We start from the raw sequence: 16,815 nt of genomic DNA, 5'->3' as shown, positions 1-16,815 counted from the left end.
CAGCGCCGCCGAGGCTAACCAGAGTAAAAACAAAAGTATCTATTCACCGAATTACCGGCCCCAGGGTCTTAAGTCCGAATTTTCGGGGTCAAGACCGGTTTTGTGCTTGACTATCTATTCATAAATAGATTCAAATTAAAGCATGAGCCGTCATACCGAAGCCGCTGAGGCCCTGCTGCGTCGCGGGCCGCGCACCGCCGCCGAGCTGGCTGCGGCGATGGAGCTCAGCCAGCCCACGGTGTCGCGCGCGCTGGCGGGGCTGGGCACGCGCCTGGTCCGGATCGGCCGTGCCCGCTCCGCCCGTTACGCGCTTTCGCGCCCACTGGGGCGGGCCGGCAGCGACTGGCCGCTGCACCGGATCACGCCCGATGGCCAGCCCGATCAACTCGGCCGATTGCATGTGGTCTATGGCGGTTGGTTCCTGCAATCCGAGCGCCCGCTGCCGCTGTACCAGCACGGCGAATTCGCCGACGGCCTGTATCCGGATCTGCCCTGGTTTCTGGACGATCTACGGCCGCAGGGATTCCTGGGCCGCGCGTTCGCGCATCGCCATGCGGCCGAACTGGAGGCGCCCGCGGACGTGCTGCTGTGGCAGCCCGAAGACGTGGTGACCGCGTTGCTACGTCGCGGCAGCGATCTGCCCGGCGACCTGGTGCTGGGCGAACAGGCGCTGGAACAGGCGCTGCTGGACACCGTGCTGGATAACCTGGACACGATCATCGCGCCCGACGAGCGCGCGCTGATCTATCCGCAACGCGCGCTCCAGGCCGAAGCCGGGGAAGCGCCCGGCTCCTCGGCCGGCGGCGAGCAGCCCAAGTTCACCGCCGAGCTGGATTTGCCTACAGGCGAACGCCAGAGCGTGATCGTGAAGTTCGCGCGCCACGACCCCGACAATGCCACCGCGCGCCGTTGGGTCAATCTGTTGGCCTGCGAGCACTTGGCGGGCGAGGTGCTGTCCGAGCGCGGCATCGAGGCGGCCGCCACCGAATTGATCGACAGCGACGGCTGGCGCTTCCTGCAATCCACGCGCTTCGATCGCACGGCGCGGCGCGGGCGGCGCGGCATGGTGTCGCTGCTTGCGCTGGATGCGGCCTACGCCGGCAGCGATCCGGGCAACTGGCCGGTGTCGGCGGCCGCGTTGCAGCGCGAAGGCCTGATCGGTGGCGACGATGCCGAACGCATCCGCCGCCTGCACCTGTTCGGCCGCTTCATCGGCAACATCGACATGCACTTCGGCAACCTCAGCTTCCTTTGCCAGCCGGATCGGTTGCGGGTCGCGCTGGCGCCGGTCTACGACATGCTGCCCATGCACTATCGGCCCGGGGCCGGCGGCGCGGTGCACGAGCGCCCCTACCCGCTGCCGTTGCCGACCGGCGCCCTGGCGAGCTGGCGCTGGGCCGGCGAGGCCGGGCTGGCCTTATGGCGGCGCTCCATGGCCGACGAGCGCATCGGGCCGGCGTTCCGCTCAATCGCGCAAGGCAACGCGCAACGGATCGAGCAGCTGCTGGAGCGCTTCCCGGGCTGAGCGCACCAGACCGGCGAGCTCATCGCGTGCGGCGCGGCTGGGGTTCGAACGCGACGCATTACCTAACGCAATCCCGACGTGGCGGCACGCGCGAAAAGCGGACGGGCTCAGGCGATGGGTTTTGCGATACGCGTCGGACGCGGCTGCAGCTGGCCGCCGCAATTGGGACATACGCCGTCCAAGGGCCCTTGCACGCAGTCGACGCAGAACGTGCATTCGTAGCTGCAGATCAGCGCCGCCGCGCTGTCGGGCGGCAAGGCGGCGTTGCAGCGTTCGCACTGGGGTTTCATTTCGAGCATGCCGGTGGCCTCGGGCGCGACGGATGCGCGCAGCCTAGCGCGCGACGGCGGCGACGACGAGCGTCGCCACGTCGGATCGCGTTGGCTGCGGCGCCGCCTGCGAGGCCACCTACTTCGGCGCCAGGATCTTCGACAACCGATCCGGCGTGCCGGGGATGCGCTCCAGGCTCGGATACTTGAGCCCCTCGCGGTAATCGATGCGCACGGTCTTGACCGCTTCGCCCTGCTTGACCACCAGCTCGATCGGCTCGCCCTTGTCCTTGGCCGCGGTGATCGCGTCCTTGAGGCGCTCGCCCTCGAAGGTATAGCCGTTGACCGCAAGCAGGGTCGAGCCCGGCGCCAGGCCGGCGTTGAAGGCCGGGCCGTCCCAGCGCACCGAGGACAGGGTCGCGTCCTTGTTCGACACGATCAGGCCCAGCGACCAGTTCAGATCGGTGACCTTGCGTGCGCCCTCGCTCTGTTTGACGTAGTCGCTGGGCTTGTCGGTGTAGACCAGCTTCCAACCGCTCGCGGCCAGGCCGTCCAGCGGCGCGGCGTTGGCGTCCAGGCGCTGACGCAGGAACGCGGCCCAGTCGTGGGGGGCTACTGCGTTCAAGGTCGCGACCACGTCGTCGAAGGTATAGGGCTTAACCGCGTAGCTGCCGTCGTCGACGCCGAAGAAGGCGGCGGCGAAATCGTCGAGCGAACGTTTGTCGCGGCTGAGTTCGCGCAGTTTGGCGTCGACGGTAAGCCAGATCAGCTGGCCGGCGGAGTAGTACTCCTCGCTGAGCTGCTGGCTGCGGTAGGCCTGCGGCCGGCGCAGGCCGATGATGGGATCGTTGGTGGTGTCCTGGACGTTGCGCCAGGCGAAGCCGGGGCGATCGGTGGTGTAGGCCGCGACCGTCATCGCCAGCGCGTCCAGCGCGGTCTGCGGCTTCCACATGCCGGCGCGCGCGGTCAGCACATAACCCCAGTACTGGGTCTGGCCTTCGTAGACCCAGAGCAGGCTGTCCTGCATGGGCACGTTGAAGTTGGGCGTGGCCAGATCGGCCGGACGGCGGAATTTGCCGTTCCAGGAGTGGGTGTACTCGTGCGCGAGCAGGTCGCGGCCGACCGCGCTCTTGTCCCAGTCGGTGAAGTACTCCGGATCCACGCCGTTCTCGCTGGAGCGGTGGTGCTCCAGGCCGATGCCGCCGATCTGGTCGGACAGCGAGAACAGGAAATCGTAGCGATCATAGTGTTGGGAGCGGAACAGGCGCATCGCTTGCTCGACCATGCGCCGGTGCGCGGCGAGCTGCTCGGGCTTGGCTTCGAGGTATTTGGGATGGTCGGCGACCATGTTCAATCGCACCGGCACCTTGGCGCCGGGCGCGAGGTCGATCTGGCGGTAGTAGCGGCCCGCGAACAACGGCGAATCGACCAGGGTCTCGAACGACACCGGCTTGTAGCGCAGGGTGTCGCCCTCGCGCGATTCGACCTCCAGCGCGGTGCCCGATTGCCAGCCCGCGGGCAGCTTCAAGGACGGCGCGATCTGGATGCGGCCGGCGTCGTGACCGGCCGGATACAGCGCGACCGCGTTCCATTGCAGGCTCAGCAGGTCCTGGCTCATCACCACCCGGCCCTGCTCGCCGCCGGTGGGCGAGAGATAGTCGAACGCGAGCTCGATCGTGCTCACGCCCTCGGGCACCACCAGCTTGAAGGCGTAGACATCGAGCGGATCGCGCGTCCAGGCGATGCGCTGGCCGTTGCCAGTGACGACCAGGCCGGCGAGCTTGTTGATCGGACCGGTCGGCGAGTGATTGCCGGGCAGCCACTGCGGATACAGCAGGGTCAAGGGGCCGGGCTGCACGGGGATGCGCTGCTTGCTGCGGAACACGCGGTGGGCGACGTCGGTGGCGTCGACCTCCAGCGTCAGCGTGCCCGGGTACGGTGTGTCCGCCGGCGGTGCGGTCTGGGCTGCGGACGACAGAGGCAGCAGCGCCGCGATCAGCAGCGGCAACACGGCGGGCGACGGACGATGGGGCATGGAGCGGCTCCGGCGTAACGGGGACGATCCCGCATCCTACGTGCGCCGGCCGCGCGCTCCTCTCCCATAGGTCACGTTTCGCGGCCCGTCGCGCCGAATGCCGGCTCCGGCACACGGCGCAGGCGGCCGCACGGGCTCAGGGCGCGCGCTGGAACTCCAGTACCGCGCCGCCCTGGCGCAGGGTCAGGGTCTTGGCCGGGCCGGACTCGGGCGCGAACTCCAGCACCGCGCCGACCGAATCGATCGCGAAGCGCGTGGGCGAGGTCGCGGCCAGTACGAACGAAGGCTGCCCGGCCATCTGCGCGAGCAGCTGCTCGCCCTGCTGGAACACATTGAGCACCATGCCCTCGCGCGTGTAGCGCCCGGCCACGCGTTCGCGCGCCGCCGCGGGCAGCGCGATCGCGACGGTCGCCGCGGGCAGCGGCTCGTCGGTGCGCGGCGAGAACGAGCCCTCGCCTTCGCCGTCGGCGTAGAAGCGGGTGCCGGTCACCGCGCCCTGGGCGTCGCGCTCGAAGCGCAGCCGGCTCAGACCGTCCTCGAATACGAACTCGTCCGGGCCGATCGCGGTCATCGCCACGCGCTGGCCGCCGAAACGCTGCGAGACCAGACGGCCATCGACCACCTGGATCGCTCGCGCGGTCTTGGGATCGGAGCGGTACACGCCTTCTAGCGATTTCAGTTGCGCCGGCGCCGGCGCGATCGCCTGGGCTTCCGGATAGGGCCGACCGATCGCGTAGGCGGCCAGCTTGCGCGCCAGCACCTCGGGCGCGCGCTTACCCGGCGCCACGCTGTCGCTGTTCTGCACGATCGCCACGGTCACGTCGCTGCCCGGCAGGTAGAGCAGGAACGACATCGCGCCGAAGATGCCGCCGCCGTGCGCGAGCAGGTCGCCGTCGCGCAGACGGGTGTGCTCGATGCCGTAGCCGTAGTGCTCCTTCAGCGCCGCGCCTTCGGGCTGGATCATCTTGGCGTAGAGATCGGCGCGCACGACCTTGCCTTCGTGCAGCGCGCGGTTCCAGCGCAGCAGATCGTCCACCGTGGACACCAGCGCGCCGGCCGCGTGCGGCTGGCTCATGCTGGCGTAGTTGGCCGGCGCCGGACGGCCCTGGCTGAGCGTGTAGCCCTGGACCTGGCCCGGGATCAGGGCGTGGTCGTCGCCCCAGCGGGTGTGCTTCAGGCCCAGCGGTTCGAACAGCGCCTGCTGCAGATACGCATGCCAGGGCTGGCCGCTGGCGGCCTCGATGACCGCGCCGACCAGCACGTAGCCGGAGTTGTTGTAGGCCCACTGCGCGCCGGGCGCGAAATCCACCGGCTGATTCTTGAAGGTGTCGATCAGCTGCGCCGTGCTCAGATCCATGCGGATCGGCCCGGCCATCACGCCGGGAATGCCGGTGTAGCTCTTCACCCCGGAGGTGTGATTGAGCAGCTGATGGACGCTGATGTGGGCGGCGTTGGGGTAGTCGGGCAGGTACTTGGACAGCGGATCGTCCAGCGAGACCTTGCCGGCCTCGACCAGCTTGAGCAGGCCGGCGGCGGCGAACTGCTTGGTCACCGAGCCGATCCGGAACACGCTGTCGGGCGTGAGCGGCACGCCCAGCTCGACGCTGGCTTCGCCGCGCGCGCCGCGGAACAGCACCTGATCGCCGCGCGCGACCAAGAGCGCGGCGCCGGGACCGTCGGCCGGGTAGTTGTCCTGTAGTTGCCGTTCGGCGAAACGCGCGACCTCGGCCGCATTCGGCGGCGTGGCGGCGAGCGCCGGCAGCGACGCGGCGGTCAGCGCGAGGGACAGAATCCAAAGACGCATGCGGGGGAGCTCCGTGAGCGACGGCGCCGGGGACTACGCCCGTCGATCGAGCGTCCCTGCCGTCGAGACGACGATACGGTCATGGGCCGGTGCGTTGCCAGTGTCGTAGCGGCCCGCGCGGGTCCGCTACGTCGCCGGCATCAAGGCCAATTTCTCGGCCGACCGACGCAAGCCACCGAGCACCGCGTCGGCGACATACGCGGGAAAATTCGCGGGCAGTTCGCGTTCGACCTGAGCGATCGCCCGCGGCGTCGCGTCGATGATGTCCGCGATCTGGCTTTCGAAATCCATCCCCAGCCCGATCGAGCGCGCCATCGCGTTCCAGTGCCGGCGTTGGATTTCGGCGATGCGGTAGTGGTTGCTCTTGCTGCGTACGGCCATCGCCATTTTGAGTTTCTGCTGCGGGATCTTTCCGGCACTCGCCCCCGTCACCGGCCATGCCGACAGCACGTCGTACAACGGCGTCATGCGATAGCTGCCGCCCGCGCCTATGAACACGCTGAAGTTCTTGGCATGGCCATCGGTGGCCGCGAGCATCCAGAACAGCAATTGGGCGCGATAGAAGGTTTCGCGATCGGCCTCGCGCTCAACCGAGTTCGCCAGCACTCGCAGGATGTCGGCCATGCCGGGGCCGCCATCGGCTTCGTATTTCCGCCATGCCGGCTGCCCCAGCACCTGGCAGAAATCCTCCTGGGGGATGCGTACGATCCAGCGCCTGTCCGCCGCCAGTTCGCGATCGAAGCGTCGCACCACCAAGGTCTGCTGGTCGCCGAATCGCATCATCCGGCACTCGGCTACCGGAATGCCGTAGGCGTGCAGCACGCGCGAGCACAGCCATTCGTTCTCGACCGAATCGCGCAGGTCGACGCGCAGGTTGCCTACCAGGCCCAGCGGCAACTTGAAGATATGGGTACTGGGCGTCGCCCCCAGCGGGCGCTGCCATCGGTCTTGATGCCAGAGCAGCGCGGTCTTTTCCTGCGCGCCCGCGATCGAGATCCGGAAATCCGTATCGTGGTCCTGGTTGGCGGCGCCATCGGGACGCACCACGTCGCGCAGCAACTGTTCGATCTCGGCCTCGTCCAGCGGCTTTCCATGGATCGCACGCACGTCCTGCGGGGTCTCGCCCTCCGGCATCAGCTGCAAGGCCCCGACGCAGTCGCGGCCGATCTCGCGCAACAGGTCGAACGCCTGTTGCGAGGCGGCCCCGTACTTGGCCGCCAATCGTTCGCGGATCTTCTGGCTGTCCGGCAACAGATTCTCAAAGTAGTGGCGCACCTTGTCGCCACGATGCGGTGCGTTGGCCGGAGTGAACGGCAACGAAAGCGACAGCGGCCGGGCACGCGGAGATGCCAGCCAGGCAGGGTCATAAACCAGTTCCTGCCCCTCGCCGTGCGCGTTTCGCCACAGGCCCACGCGCTCCCCGTTCATCCATAGGGTCAGTGCACCGCTACGTTTTGCACGCGCCATGGATCACCAGTGCCCAGGCTGACCTTCATCGGCGCCCGACTTTCGGTCGCGCAACAAGATTTCGACGTCGAGCGCGGCCAGTATCTGCAGCAAGCGCGAGAAGCTCGCGCTTTCAGGGTCGCGCTCCAGCGCGGACAGCGCCTGCTGAGTGATGCCCAGACGGTGCGCCAAGTTCGCCTGACTGTACTTCTTGGCTTTCCGGAAGCCTTTCAGCAGGGGCTCCAGTTGTCCGACCGTCCGCACGGTGTAGTCCATGGAGCGCTCCTCATATCAAATTACAGCTCATAACTTGTATATCATAAATACAAGCGATAAGTTGTTAAATGTAAAACAACTCATAAGTTGTTAACCTGAAAAACAACTTAAGAGTTGTACTCACGGATCACAAGCGACTACATGCCCGAGCCGATCAGCGCCGCCAAATCAAACTGCGGTTATGAGCCGGCATCTCGACATCGTCGACCAGGTCCAGACCGATGCCGCGGGCGAGCGCGTCGACCGCTTCGAAATCGCGGATGCCCGAGACCGGATCACGCTGCTTGAGCCAGCCATCGAAGTCGCGGTTGCTGTCGCTGGTGTAGGCGCCGGCGTAATTGAAGGGGCCGTAGATCGCCACGGTCGCGGCATCGGCCAGCACCGTCGCCAGGCCGGCGAACACCGCCTCGACCTGCGGCCAGCCCATGATGTGCAGGGTGTTGGCGCTGAACACCGCGTCGTAGCCCGAGCGCAACGCCACCGGATCGGTGGGGATGCGCGGCGGCGGCGCGAATCCGGGTACCGGCGCGGTCACCGCCGCCAGCTCGAACGGCGGCGGCGTATTGGCCAGCGCGGCCTCGTCCAGCCAGGCGCGGATGCCGGGCAGGTGTTGGGCACGATCGGAGCATTGCCAGACCCAGCCCGGCATCGCCGCGGCGAAATGCACCGCGTGTTGGCCGGTGCCGCTGCCGATCTCGAGCACGTTCGCGCGCGCCGGCAGGTGGCGCCGCAGCACCGCCAGAATCGGCTCGCGGTTGCGCTCGCAGGACGGCGAATGCGGTTTGCCGCTCATGCGCTCAGGCGTTCGCGCCGGCGCGCGCCAGATCGGCCAGCAGGCTCAGCGCCACCGCCTCGGCGGTCTTGATGCCGTCCACGCCGGCCGAAAGGATGCCGCCGGCGTAGCCCGCGCCTTCGCCGGCCGGGAACAGGCCGCGGGTGTTGAGGCTGTGGCCGTCGGCGCCGCGCGCGATGCGCACCGGCGAGGAAGTGCGCGTCTCCACCCCGGTCAGGATCGCGTCGTGCATGGCGAAGCCGCGCAGCTGTTTGTCGAAAGCCGGCAGCGCTTCGCGGATCGCTTCGATCGCATAGCCGGGCAGCGAGGCGTCCAGGCTGCCCAGGCGCACGCCGGGGGTGTAGGAGGGCTTCACCTCGCCGAATTCGCTGGACGCGCGGCGGGCGATGAAATCGCCGACCAGCTGCGCCGGCGCTTCGTACTCGCCGCCGCCCAGTTCGAACGCCAGCGCTTCCCAATGCCGCTGCAGGGCGATGCCGGCGAGCGGGCCCTCGCCGTAGGGCGCGTAGTCCTCGGGCGTGATCCCGCACACGATCGCGGCGTTGGCGTTGCGTTCGTTGCGCGAGTACTGGCTCATGCCGTTGGTGACCACGCGCCCGGGCTCGCTGGCGGCCGCGACCACGGTGCCGCCGGGGCACATGCAGAAGCTGTAGACCGAGCGGCCGTTGCGGCAGTGATGGACCAGCTTGTAGTCGGCCGCGCCCAGGATCGGATGCCCGGCCTGCGGGCCGAAGCGGGCGCGGTCGATCAACGACTGTGGGTGCTCGACCCGGAAGCCGATCGAGAACGGCTTGGCCTCCACGTATACGCCGCGCGCGTGCAGCATGGCGAAGGTGTCGCGCGCGCTGTGGCCCAGGGCCATGACCACGTGGTCGGCGCGCAGTTGCTCGCCGTTGGCCAGGGTCACGCCACGCACATGACGCACGCCGGCCGCGTCGGTCTCGACCAGCAAGTCGTCGACCCGGTGCGAGAAACGGATCTCGCCGCCCAGCGCCTCGATGGTCGCGCGCATGTGCTCGACCATCGACACCAGGCGGAAGGTGCCGATGTGCGGCTTGCTGACGTAGAGGATTTCCTCGGGCGCGCCGGCGGCGACGAACTCGGTCAGCACTTTGCGGCCGTGGTGCTGCTTGTCGCTGATCTGGCTGTACAGCTTGCCGTCGGAGAAGGTGCCGGCGCCGCCTTCGCCGAACTGCACGTTCGACTCCGGGTTGAGCACTTTCTTACGCCACAGGCCGAAGGTGTCGACGGTGCGCTCGCGCACGGCCTTGCCGCGTTCGAGCACGATCGGGCGGAAGCCCATCTGCGCCAGCACCAGGGCGGCGAACAGGCCGCAGGGGCCCATGCCGATCACCAGCGGGCGCAGCGGCAGCTGGGCCGGCGCGCGGCCGACGAACTTGTAGGTGGTGTCCGGTGCGGGGCCCAGCTTGATCGGCGAACCCGCGCCGCGCGCCGACGCGGCCTCGGCCTGGGCGCGCCGCAGCAGTTCGGGCGCGCGCGGGCTGTCCACGTCCACCGTGTAGATCAGCACGATCGCACCGCGCTTGCGCGCGTCGTAGCTGCGCTTGACCACGGTGTAGCCGTTGAGCTCGTCGGCGCCGATGCCCAGCCGGGCCAGGATCGCGTCGGTCAGCGCCGGCTCGGCGTGGTCCAGCGGCAGCTTGATGTCGGTGAGTCGGAGCATGGGCCAGGGCCTGGACGGTGGCGCATTTTAGCGGGTCGCGGCGCCGCATCGCGGACGCGGCGGGCGCGGGCGTCGTCGCTGCCGTCGAATCGGCGACTCGCACGGCGCGCGCGGGCTGGCTGAACGTCTCACAGGCTGAGACGGCCGCGGGCTTAACTCGCCGCCTACCCCAGGCAGGAGCGGACATGGCACAGGCATTGGCGCGTCACGACGACGACGAACGCGGCCTGGTGCCGGCGCAGGGCCAGCGCGGCGACGGCGCCGCGCTGGTGCAGGCCCTGGGCCGCCGCTACGCCGACCGCATCACCGGCCACTACGTGCTGCCGGGGCGCGAGGGCCGCTACGCGCCCCTGCCCGAGGACGTGCCCGCGGCCCTGCGGGCGGCCCTGCGCGCGCGCGGCATCGAGCGCTTGTACAGCCATCAGGCCGAGGCCTGGGCCGCGACCCAGGCCGGCGAGCACGTCGCCGTGGTCACCCCGACCGCCTCGGGCAAATCGCTGTGCTACACCCTGCCGGTGCTGTCGGCGGCGATGGCCGGCGGCGCCAAGGCTTTGTATCTGTTCCCGACCAAGGCCCTGGCCCAGGACCAGGTCGCCGAACTGCTGGAGCTCAATCGCGCCGGCGAGCTCGGGGTGAAAGCCTTCACCTTCGACGGCGACACCCCAGGCGATGCGCGCCAGGCGATCCGCCTGCACGGCGACATCGTGGTATCCAACCCGGACATGCTGCACCAGGCGATCCTGCCGCATCACACCAAGTGGGCGCAGTTCTTCGAGAACCTGCGCTACGTGGTGATCGACGAGATCCACACCTACCGCGGCGTGTTCGGCAGCCACGTCGCCAACGTGCTGCGGCGGCTGAAGCGGGTGTGCGCGTTCTACGGCGCGAATCCGCAGTTCATTCTGTGCTCGGCCACCATCGGCAATCCGCAGGCGCACGCGCAGGCCCTGATCGAAGCGCCGGTGCGCGCGATCGTCGATTCCGGCGCGCCCAGCGGCGACAAGCACGTGCTGCTGTGGAATCCGCCGGTGGTCAACGCCGACCTCGGCCTGCGCGCGTCGGCGCGCTCGCAGAGCAACCGCATCGCGCGCATCGCGATCAAGTCCGGGCTCAAGACTCTGGTGTTCGCGCAGAGCCGGCTGATGGTGGAGGTGCTGACCAAGTACCTCAAGGACGTGTTCGATCACGACCCGCGCAAGCCGGCGCGGATCCGCGCCTACCGCGGCGGCTACCTGCCCGGCGAGCGCCGCGAGGCCGAGCGGGCGATGCGCGACGGCCGCGTCGACGGCATCGTTTCGACCTCGGCGCTGGAGCTGGGCGTGGACATCGGCAGCCTGGATGCGGTGGTGCTCAACGGCTATCCGGGCTCGGTCGCCGCGACCTGGCAACGTTTCGGCCGCGCCGGCCGCCGCCAGCGCCCCGCTCTGGGCGTACTGGTGGCCAGTTCGCAGCCGCTGGACCAGTACGTGGTGCGGCATCCGGAATTCTTCGCCGATAGCCCGCCCGAGCACGCGCGCATCGCGCCCGACCAGCCGCTGATCCTGTTCGATCACATCCGCTGCGCGTCCTTCGAGCTGCCGTTCCAGGTCGGCGAGGCCTACGGCCCGATCGATCCGCAGGTGTATCTGGAGGCGCTGGCGGAAACCGAGGTGCTGCACCGCGAGGGCGAGCGCTGGGAATGGATCGCCGACAGCTACCCGGCCAACGCGGTCAGCCTGCGCTCGGTCGCCGACGGCAACTTCGTGGTGGTCGACCGCAGCGACGGCCGTCAGACCATCATCGCCGAGGTCGACTACTCGGCCGCGGCGCTGACCTTGTACGAAGGCGCGATCCACATGATCCAGTCCACGCCGTATCAGGTGGAGAAGCTGGATTGGGACGGGCGCAAGGCCTACGTCACCCGCACCCACGTCGACTACTACACCGACTCGATCGATTACACCAAGCTCAAGGTGCTGGAGCGCTTCGACGGCGGCGAGGCCGGCCTGGGCGACAGCCACCACGGCGAGGTCCACGTGGTCCGGCGCGTGGCCGGCTACAAGAAGATCCGCTACTACACCCACGAGAACATCGGTTACGGCCCGGTCAACCTGCCCGACCAGGAACTGCACACCACCGCGGTGTGGTGGCAGCTGCCGGCGGCGGTGCTGCGCTCGGCCTTCGCCTCGCGCCAGGACGCGCTGGACGGTTTCCTCGGCGCCGGCCATGCCCTGCACGTGGTGGCGACGGTGGCGGTGATGGCCGACGCGCGCGATCTGCAGAAGGCGGTGGGCAACGGCGACGGCGCCTGGTTCGCGGCCGCCGACCGCAACGGCCGCGGCCAACTGCGCGGCGTCGAAGGCGGCGAGGTCGCCTTGCTGGAAGTGCAGCAATTCGTGCCCACGGTGTATCTGTACGACAACTTCCCCGGCGGCGTCGGCCTGAGCGAACCGCTGTGGACGCGCCAGGCCGAATTGCTGACGCGCGCGTCCGAGCTGGTCGAGCGCTGCGACTGCCGCGCCGGCTGCCCGGCTTGCGTCGGCCCGGCCCTGGCCGCCGACGAACGCGACGGCACGGCCACGCCCAAGGCGCTGGCGCGGCAAGTGCTGAGCCTGCTGCGCGCGGACGCGGCGGCATGAGCGTCAGCGCCGAGAAGCTGCGCCTGCTGCAGCGGCAGGCGCGCGGCGTGGCGGCGCCACCGTCCGTATCGGCGCCCGCGCCGGACGCGCCGCCGGACGCGCAGCACAGTCTGGAACAACTGCGCCGCCTGCTCGGCGTGCGCGAACGCGCGCCGAACGCGTGGGCCATGCCGCGCGCACCGCTGGACCGCGACCTGCCCGGCGAAGAAATCGCGCCAGGCCTGCGCCTGATCCAACAGCATCTGGCTTGCGAATCGCCCACGCAGGCGCTGTCGCTGGCCTTCGCCAAGCGCGCCGAGGACAGCGTCGATCCGCGCCGGCTGCTGTTCTTCGACACCGAGACCACCGGCCTGGCCGGCGGCACCGGCACCCGCGCCTTCATGATCGGCGCCGCCGACTGGCACCGCGATCCGCTGCACGGCGACGGCCTGCGCGTGCGTCAGCTGCTGATCGCCTCGCTCGCGGCCGAGCCGGCGATGCTGCGGGCTTTCGCCCAGTGGCTGCGGCCGGACACGGTGCTGTCCAGTTACAACGGCCGCTGCTACGACGCGCCGCTGCTGAAAACGCGCTACCGCCTGGCCCGCATCGAGGACCCGCTGCAAGCGCTGGACCACGTCGACCTGCTGTTCCCGACCCGGCGCCGCTACCGCGGCACTTGGGAGAACTGCCGCCTGGCCACGATCGAACGCGAGCTGCTGCGGATCGTGCGCGAAGACGACCTGCCCGGTTCGCAGGCACCGGCGGCCTGGCTGCAGTACCTGCGCGGCGGCGGCGCCGGCCTGCTGCGGCGCGTGGTCGCCCACAACCACCAGGACGTGGTGACCTTGGCGCAGCTGATGCGACGCCTGGTCGAGGCCGAAGCCGCGAGCCCGCACTGAGGCGGCGCCTTCATGCCGCGCACACGCAGACCGCCGCAGGCTGCGTCCACCTCATCCTCGCGGAGCCGTGCCATGTCGCGCCTCGTCCTGCCCACCGTGCTGCTGTTGTCGATGACCGCCTGCGTCAGCGCCCCGCCGCCGCCCGGCGCCGCGGTCCCGCCCAGCGGCCAGTGCAATGCCGAAGGCGCGCGCTGGGCGATCGGCCGCGGCATCGACGACGACACCACCAACCGCATCCTGCGCGACACTGGCAGCCGTGACGCGCGCGTGCTCAAGCCCGGCATGGGCGCGACCATGGACTACCGCCCCGACCGCATCAACATCGACCTCAACGACCGCGGCGCGATCACCGGCCTGCGCTGCGGTTGAGCGGTAGTTCGAAACGAGAACGCGCGGCGGCAGGTTAATCTTCGGCACAGCCACGGGCGCGCACCCTGAGCGCGCCCCACGAACCGGAGCCCCGCCATGCCCTCTATCCGTATCGCACTCGCCGTCGGCGCCCTCGCCGTGGTCGCCCTCGGCGCTTGCGCCAGCCAGGCCAATCCGCCGCAAATGTCGCGCCCGCTGCCGCCGGAAGAACTGACCTGCAACGCCGACGCCGCCAAGGCCGCCGCGCTGGGCAAAACCGCGAGCGCCGAGGTAGTGGAGCGCGCGCGCACCGACGCCGGCGCGCGCAATGCGCGCGTGCTCAAGCCGGGCCAGATGGTGACCATGGAGTACCAGGAAGGCCGGCTCAACATCGACGTCGACGAAAACAACGTCATCACCCATCTGCGCTGCGGCTGAGACCGGCGCGCGGACGCCAGCGCGCGCTAGACTCGGCGACGACCCCGCTTGGAGTTCCGCATGCGTCGCGCGCCTTGGCTGATCGCCGCCGTCGTCCTGCTCGGCCTGTGGCTGTGGTCGCAGCGCCAAGCGCCCCTGCCCGCGTCCCCCGCGTCACCCGCCGCTTCGCGTTCGGCGCCGGCGCCGGTCGCGGCGGGTAACGCCGCCACCGACTTCCTGCCGGCCGAAGCCCACGAGGTGCTCGCTCGCATCGCGCGCGGCGGGCCCTACGAGCACCGCCAGGACGGCGGCACGTTCCAGAACCGCGAACGTCGCCTGCCCCCGCAACCGCGCGGCTATTACCGCGAGTACACGGTCGAAACCCCGGGCGAGAACGACCGCGGCGCGCGCCGCATCGTCACCGGCGGCGATCCGCCCAGCGAGTACTACTACAGCGACGATCACTACCGCAGCTTCCGCCGCTTCGATCCCGGCCAGGCGCAGCCATGAAGACCCAGGAACTGCGCGAGCTGCTCGCCGATCCGGCCCAGGCCGGCGCCTATTTCGTCGACGCGGCCGATACGCAGGCCCTGGCCGAGGCCGGTGCCTTCCTGGAGTTCGCGGTCGCGCGCATCGACCTGGACGGTTGCGGCGACAAGGGCGAACTGCTGCGGCGCGTGGCGGCGGCGCTGAATTTTCCGGACTGGTTCGGACACAACTGGGACGCGCTCGCCGACGGCCTGGAAGACCTGTCCTGGTTGCCGGCCGGCGGCTATCTGCTGCTGCTGGAGCGCGCCCAGGATTGGCAGGCGCAGGCCGGCGAGGATGCCGCGGTGTTGCTGGACATCCTCAACGAAGCCTCGGCGCAATGGGCCGAGGCGCGCAAGCCGTTCTGGGCGCTGTTTCCACTGCCCAGCGAACGCTTGGATGCGATGGGGTGATGGGCCGCAGAGCGTGCAGACGCCGCGCGCCGCGCAGCATTCGCCGCGATGGCGGGTTACGCGATGGTGCGGTCATCACCGCACCCTACGCAGAGGAGTCGGCCAGTGGATGCCGCAGGCTGCGGTAAGCCGCAGGCGCACCGCACCGACGCCCTCCACCGAACCACGCCGCGCGCATCGAGCGCGCGGAGACCTCAACGGCGATCGTCGCCCTTATCGTCCTTGCCCTTCAGATCGATCTTGTCTTCCTTGTCGCTCCAGCGCACTTCCTGCTTGCGCTCGCACCAGCTCGGCACCGGTTCGCCGGGGCGGTCGGGCTGGCTGGTGCATTCCGGACGCGCATCGACCGCGGCGTTGGTGTCCAGGTAATCGGGCGAGCTGGCGCAGGCGCTCAGCAACAGCAGCGGCGCGAGCAGGGACAGACGGGCGGGCAGCAGGGACATGGAAGGCTCCGTGACGAGGGGGAACCCGACCTTGCCGCAGCACCAGGCGCCGCGGCAAGGGCCGTCGGTCAGGCGGTCTCGGCGACCACGTGGGACGGGACGGGTTGGGTGCGCGCGTAGCGCCAGGCGATCAGCACGCCCAGCACCAGCAGGCCCGAAGCGATGAACCAGGGCACGCCCGGCAGGTGCACCGGCGTGGACTTGCTGACGAAGTAACCGAAGCTACCGGCAAACAGCGTAGGCCCGAAGAAGCCCGCGAGGCTGATCAGGCTCATCAAGGCGCCTTGAATGCGACCCTGCACATCCGCGCCCACCTGGCGCGTGATCAACGCCTGCGTAGCTGGCGCCGCCAAGCCCCATAGCGCGCTGATCGGCAAGCCGATCAAGAACAGCCAGCCGACCTCGGCCGAACCGTAAATCGCAAAGCCGATCGCACCACAAGTGAGCCCGAACAACAAGGTTCGACGCTCCCCCATGCCCTTGACGAAACGTCCGACGAGAAAAGCGTTGACGATCACACTGAATACACCGACGAGAAGCAGCACTCGGCCGACCTCTCGCGAACCCCAATCGTACTGATCGCCCGCGAATAGCACGAACACACTCGGGTAAACGTAGTGCGCCAAGTTGGCGATGAACACAACGGCGGCCAAGCCGAATACCTGAGGATAGCGTGCGAGCAAGGCGAGCGAGCCGAACGGATTGGCGTGACGCCAATCGAACTTTGCGCTGCGTCTTTCTGGCGGCAGCGACTCGGGCAGTACGAACAAACCGTAGAAAAAGTTCAGCAGCGCCAGGCCAGCCGCGAACCAGAACGGCAAGCGCACGTCGTAGTAGCCCAGCTCGCCGCCGAGCCAAGGCCCGATGATGAATCCGAGGCCAAACGCAGCGCCAATCATGCCGAAACTCTTGGCTCGATCTTCGGGTTTGGTGACGTCGGCGATGTAGGCGTTGGCGGTGCTGAAGCTGGCCGAGGTCATGCCGGAGATCACCCGCCCGACCATCAACCACGGCAGGGTGTTGGCCAATGCCATGAAAACGAAATCCAGACCCAGCCCCAGGCACGACAACAAGATGACAGGACGTCGACCGAAACGGTCCGACAGGGCGCCCTGGATCGGTGCGCAAACGAATTGAACGCCCGCGAACACCGTGCCGAACGCCGCGATCCAGTACGCGGCATGCTCGGTGTCGCCGGCGAACTGTTTGATCAGTCCCGGCAGCACCGGAATGATCAGGCCGAACGACAACACGTCGATCAGCACGGTAATGAAAATGAAAACGAGCGCGGCGCGGCGCGCGCCGGGAACGGATGCGGTCACGAGGGGGGCGTCGAAG

General features: G+C 69.0%; 15 protein-coding genes and 1 pseudogene. 7 read left to right on the top strand and 9 right to left on the bottom strand.

Annotation, left to right across the window (positions count from 1 at the left end; translation table 11 throughout):
* The first annotated feature begins 142 nt into the window (after positions 1-142).
* Entirely contained in the window at positions 143-1,525 is a 1,383-nt protein-coding gene (yjjJ, locus tag ASE35_RS16665) for a type II toxin-antitoxin system HipA family toxin YjjJ (RefSeq protein ID WP_057164536.1), read from the top strand.
* A 107-nt stretch (positions 1,526-1,632) separates the two neighbouring features.
* Here yjjJ and ASE35_RS16660 read toward each other — a convergent pair whose 3' ends face one another.
* From ASE35_RS16660 to ASE35_RS16630, 7 genes are all read right to left on the bottom strand, one after another.
* The gene (locus ASE35_RS16660; RefSeq protein WP_235570095.1) at positions 1,633-1,815 is read right to left on the bottom strand and encodes a DUF1272 domain-containing protein; all 183 of its coding nucleotides are present in this window, start codon (positions 1,813-1,815) and stop codon (positions 1,633-1,635) included.
* A gap of 118 nt (positions 1,816-1,933) precedes the next feature.
* Positions 1,934-3,829, bottom strand: a complete 1,896-nt coding sequence (locus ASE35_RS16655) for a M61 family metallopeptidase (RefSeq protein ID WP_057164534.1) — start codon at positions 3,827-3,829, stop codon at positions 1,934-1,936.
* Between the two features lie 136 nt (positions 3,830-3,965).
* Positions 3,966-5,633, bottom strand: a complete 1,668-nt coding sequence (locus ASE35_RS16650) for a serine hydrolase domain-containing protein (protein WP_057164533.1) — start codon at positions 5,631-5,633, stop codon at positions 3,966-3,968.
* Between the two features lie 126 nt (positions 5,634-5,759).
* On the bottom strand, positions 5,760-7,061 hold the full coding sequence (locus tag ASE35_RS16645; RefSeq protein WP_235570093.1) for a type II toxin-antitoxin system HipA family toxin: 1,302 nt from the start codon (positions 7,059-7,061) through the stop codon (positions 5,760-5,762).
* Positions 7,062-7,103: 42 nt separating this feature from the next.
* A complete protein-coding gene (locus ASE35_RS16640) occupies positions 7,104-7,355 on the bottom strand; it encodes a helix-turn-helix transcriptional regulator (protein WP_056177250.1) in 252 nt (83 codons plus the stop codon).
* A 154-nt stretch (positions 7,356-7,509) separates the two neighbouring features.
* Positions 7,510-8,148 carry a DUF938 domain-containing protein gene (locus ASE35_RS16635; RefSeq protein WP_057164531.1) on the bottom strand — a complete coding sequence of 213 codons (639 nt, stop codon included), beginning with the start codon at positions 8,146-8,148 and terminating at the stop codon, positions 7,510-7,512.
* Positions 8,149-8,152: 4 nt separating this feature from the next.
* The gene (locus ASE35_RS16630) at positions 8,153-9,832 is read right to left on the bottom strand and encodes an NAD(P)/FAD-dependent oxidoreductase (protein WP_056177255.1); all 1,680 of its coding nucleotides are present in this window, start codon (positions 9,830-9,832) and stop codon (positions 8,153-8,155) included.
* Positions 9,833-10,017: 185 nt separating this feature from the next.
* On the opposite strand from ASE35_RS16630, the gene ASE35_RS16625 reads away from it, so the two are divergent.
* The 6 genes and pseudogenes from ASE35_RS16625 (at position 10,018) to ASE35_RS16600 (ending at position 15,034) form a co-directional block, all read left to right on the top strand.
* Complete coding sequence (locus ASE35_RS16625; protein WP_057164530.1) at positions 10,018-12,450, top strand: DEAD/DEAH box helicase; 2,433 nt, start codon at positions 10,018-10,020, stop codon at positions 12,448-12,450.
* A gap of 119 nt (positions 12,451-12,569) precedes the next feature.
* Positions 12,570-13,328: pseudogene (locus ASE35_RS16620) on the top strand (ribonuclease H-like domain-containing protein); the annotation flags it as partial.
* 72 nt (positions 13,329-13,400) lie between these two features.
* Complete coding sequence (locus ASE35_RS16615; protein WP_056177259.1) at positions 13,401-13,697, top strand: I78 family peptidase inhibitor; 297 nt, start codon at positions 13,401-13,403, stop codon at positions 13,695-13,697.
* A gap of 96 nt (positions 13,698-13,793) precedes the next feature.
* Entirely contained in the window at positions 13,794-14,114 is a 321-nt protein-coding gene (locus tag ASE35_RS16610) for an I78 family peptidase inhibitor (protein WP_082576403.1), read from the top strand.
* Positions 14,115-14,174: 60 nt separating this feature from the next.
* Entirely contained in the window at positions 14,175-14,603 is a 429-nt protein-coding gene (locus tag ASE35_RS16605; RefSeq protein ID WP_057164529.1) for a ribonuclease domain-containing protein, read from the top strand.
* Positions 14,600-15,034 (top strand): barstar family protein, encoded by a 435-nt coding sequence (locus tag ASE35_RS16600; RefSeq protein ID WP_056177264.1) that lies wholly within the window; start codon positions 14,600-14,602, stop codon positions 15,032-15,034. The genes ASE35_RS16605 and ASE35_RS16600 overlap by 4 nt, the downstream gene beginning before the upstream one ends.
* 194 nt (positions 15,035-15,228) lie before the next feature.
* Here the strand turns inward: ASE35_RS16600 and ASE35_RS16595 are convergent, their stop codons facing one another.
* Positions 15,229-15,477, bottom strand: coding sequence for a hypothetical protein (locus ASE35_RS16595; RefSeq protein WP_057164528.1), 249 nt, complete (start codon positions 15,475-15,477; stop codon positions 15,229-15,231).
* Positions 15,478-15,545: 68 nt separating this feature from the next.
* The gene (locus ASE35_RS16590) at positions 15,546-16,799 is read right to left on the bottom strand and encodes a TCR/Tet family MFS transporter (protein ID WP_057164527.1); all 1,254 of its coding nucleotides are present in this window, start codon (positions 16,797-16,799) and stop codon (positions 15,546-15,548) included.
* Positions 16,800-16,815: the final 16 nt, after the last annotated feature.

The organism is Lysobacter sp. Root916, assembly GCF_001429785.1.
Taxonomy (GTDB): domain Bacteria; phylum Pseudomonadota; class Gammaproteobacteria; order Xanthomonadales; family Xanthomonadaceae; genus Lysobacter.
This window is presented reverse-complemented; position numbering and strand designations above follow the sequence as displayed.

Bases quoted from the DNA above. Each gene is read 5' to 3' on its own strand.
- ASE35_RS16625 (WP_057164530.1), top strand. From the start codon at position 10,018: ATGGCACAGGCATTGGCGCGTCACGACGACGACGAACGCGGCCTGGTG.
- ASE35_RS16595 (WP_057164528.1), bottom strand. From the start codon at position 15,477: ATGTCCCTGCTGCCCGCCCGTCTGTCCCTGCTCGCGCCGCTGCTGTTG.
- ASE35_RS16650 (WP_057164533.1), bottom strand. From the start codon at position 5,633: ATGCGTCTTTGGATTCTGTCCCTCGCGCTGACCGCCGCGTCGCTGCCG.
- ASE35_RS16645 (WP_235570093.1), bottom strand. From the start codon at position 7,061: ATGAACGGGGAGCGCGTGGGCCTGTGGCGAAACGCGCACGGCGAGGGG.
- ASE35_RS16600 (WP_056177264.1), top strand. From the start codon at position 14,600: ATGAAGACCCAGGAACTGCGCGAGCTGCTCGCCGATCCGGCCCAGGCC.
- ASE35_RS16615 (WP_056177259.1), top strand. From the start codon at position 13,401: ATGTCGCGCCTCGTCCTGCCCACCGTGCTGCTGTTGTCGATGACCGCC.
- ASE35_RS16605 (WP_057164529.1), top strand. From the start codon at position 14,175: ATGCGTCGCGCGCCTTGGCTGATCGCCGCCGTCGTCCTGCTCGGCCTG.
- ASE35_RS16640 (WP_056177250.1), bottom strand. From the start codon at position 7,355: ATGGACTACACCGTGCGGACGGTCGGACAACTGGAGCCCCTGCTGAAA.
- ASE35_RS16660 (WP_235570095.1), bottom strand. From the start codon at position 1,815: ATGAAACCCCAGTGCGAACGCTGCAACGCCGCCTTGCCGCCCGACAGC.
- ASE35_RS16635 (WP_057164531.1), bottom strand. From the start codon at position 8,148: ATGAGCGGCAAACCGCATTCGCCGTCCTGCGAGCGCAACCGCGAGCCG.
- ASE35_RS16630 (WP_056177255.1), bottom strand. From the start codon at position 9,832: ATGCTCCGACTCACCGACATCAAGCTGCCGCTGGACCACGCCGAGCCG.
- yjjJ (WP_057164536.1), top strand. From the start codon at position 143: ATGAGCCGTCATACCGAAGCCGCTGAGGCCCTGCTGCGTCGCGGGCCG.
- ASE35_RS16655 (WP_057164534.1), bottom strand. From the start codon at position 3,829: ATGCCCCATCGTCCGTCGCCCGCCGTGTTGCCGCTGCTGATCGCGGCG.
- ASE35_RS16610 (WP_082576403.1), top strand. From the start codon at position 13,794: ATGCCCTCTATCCGTATCGCACTCGCCGTCGGCGCCCTCGCCGTGGTC.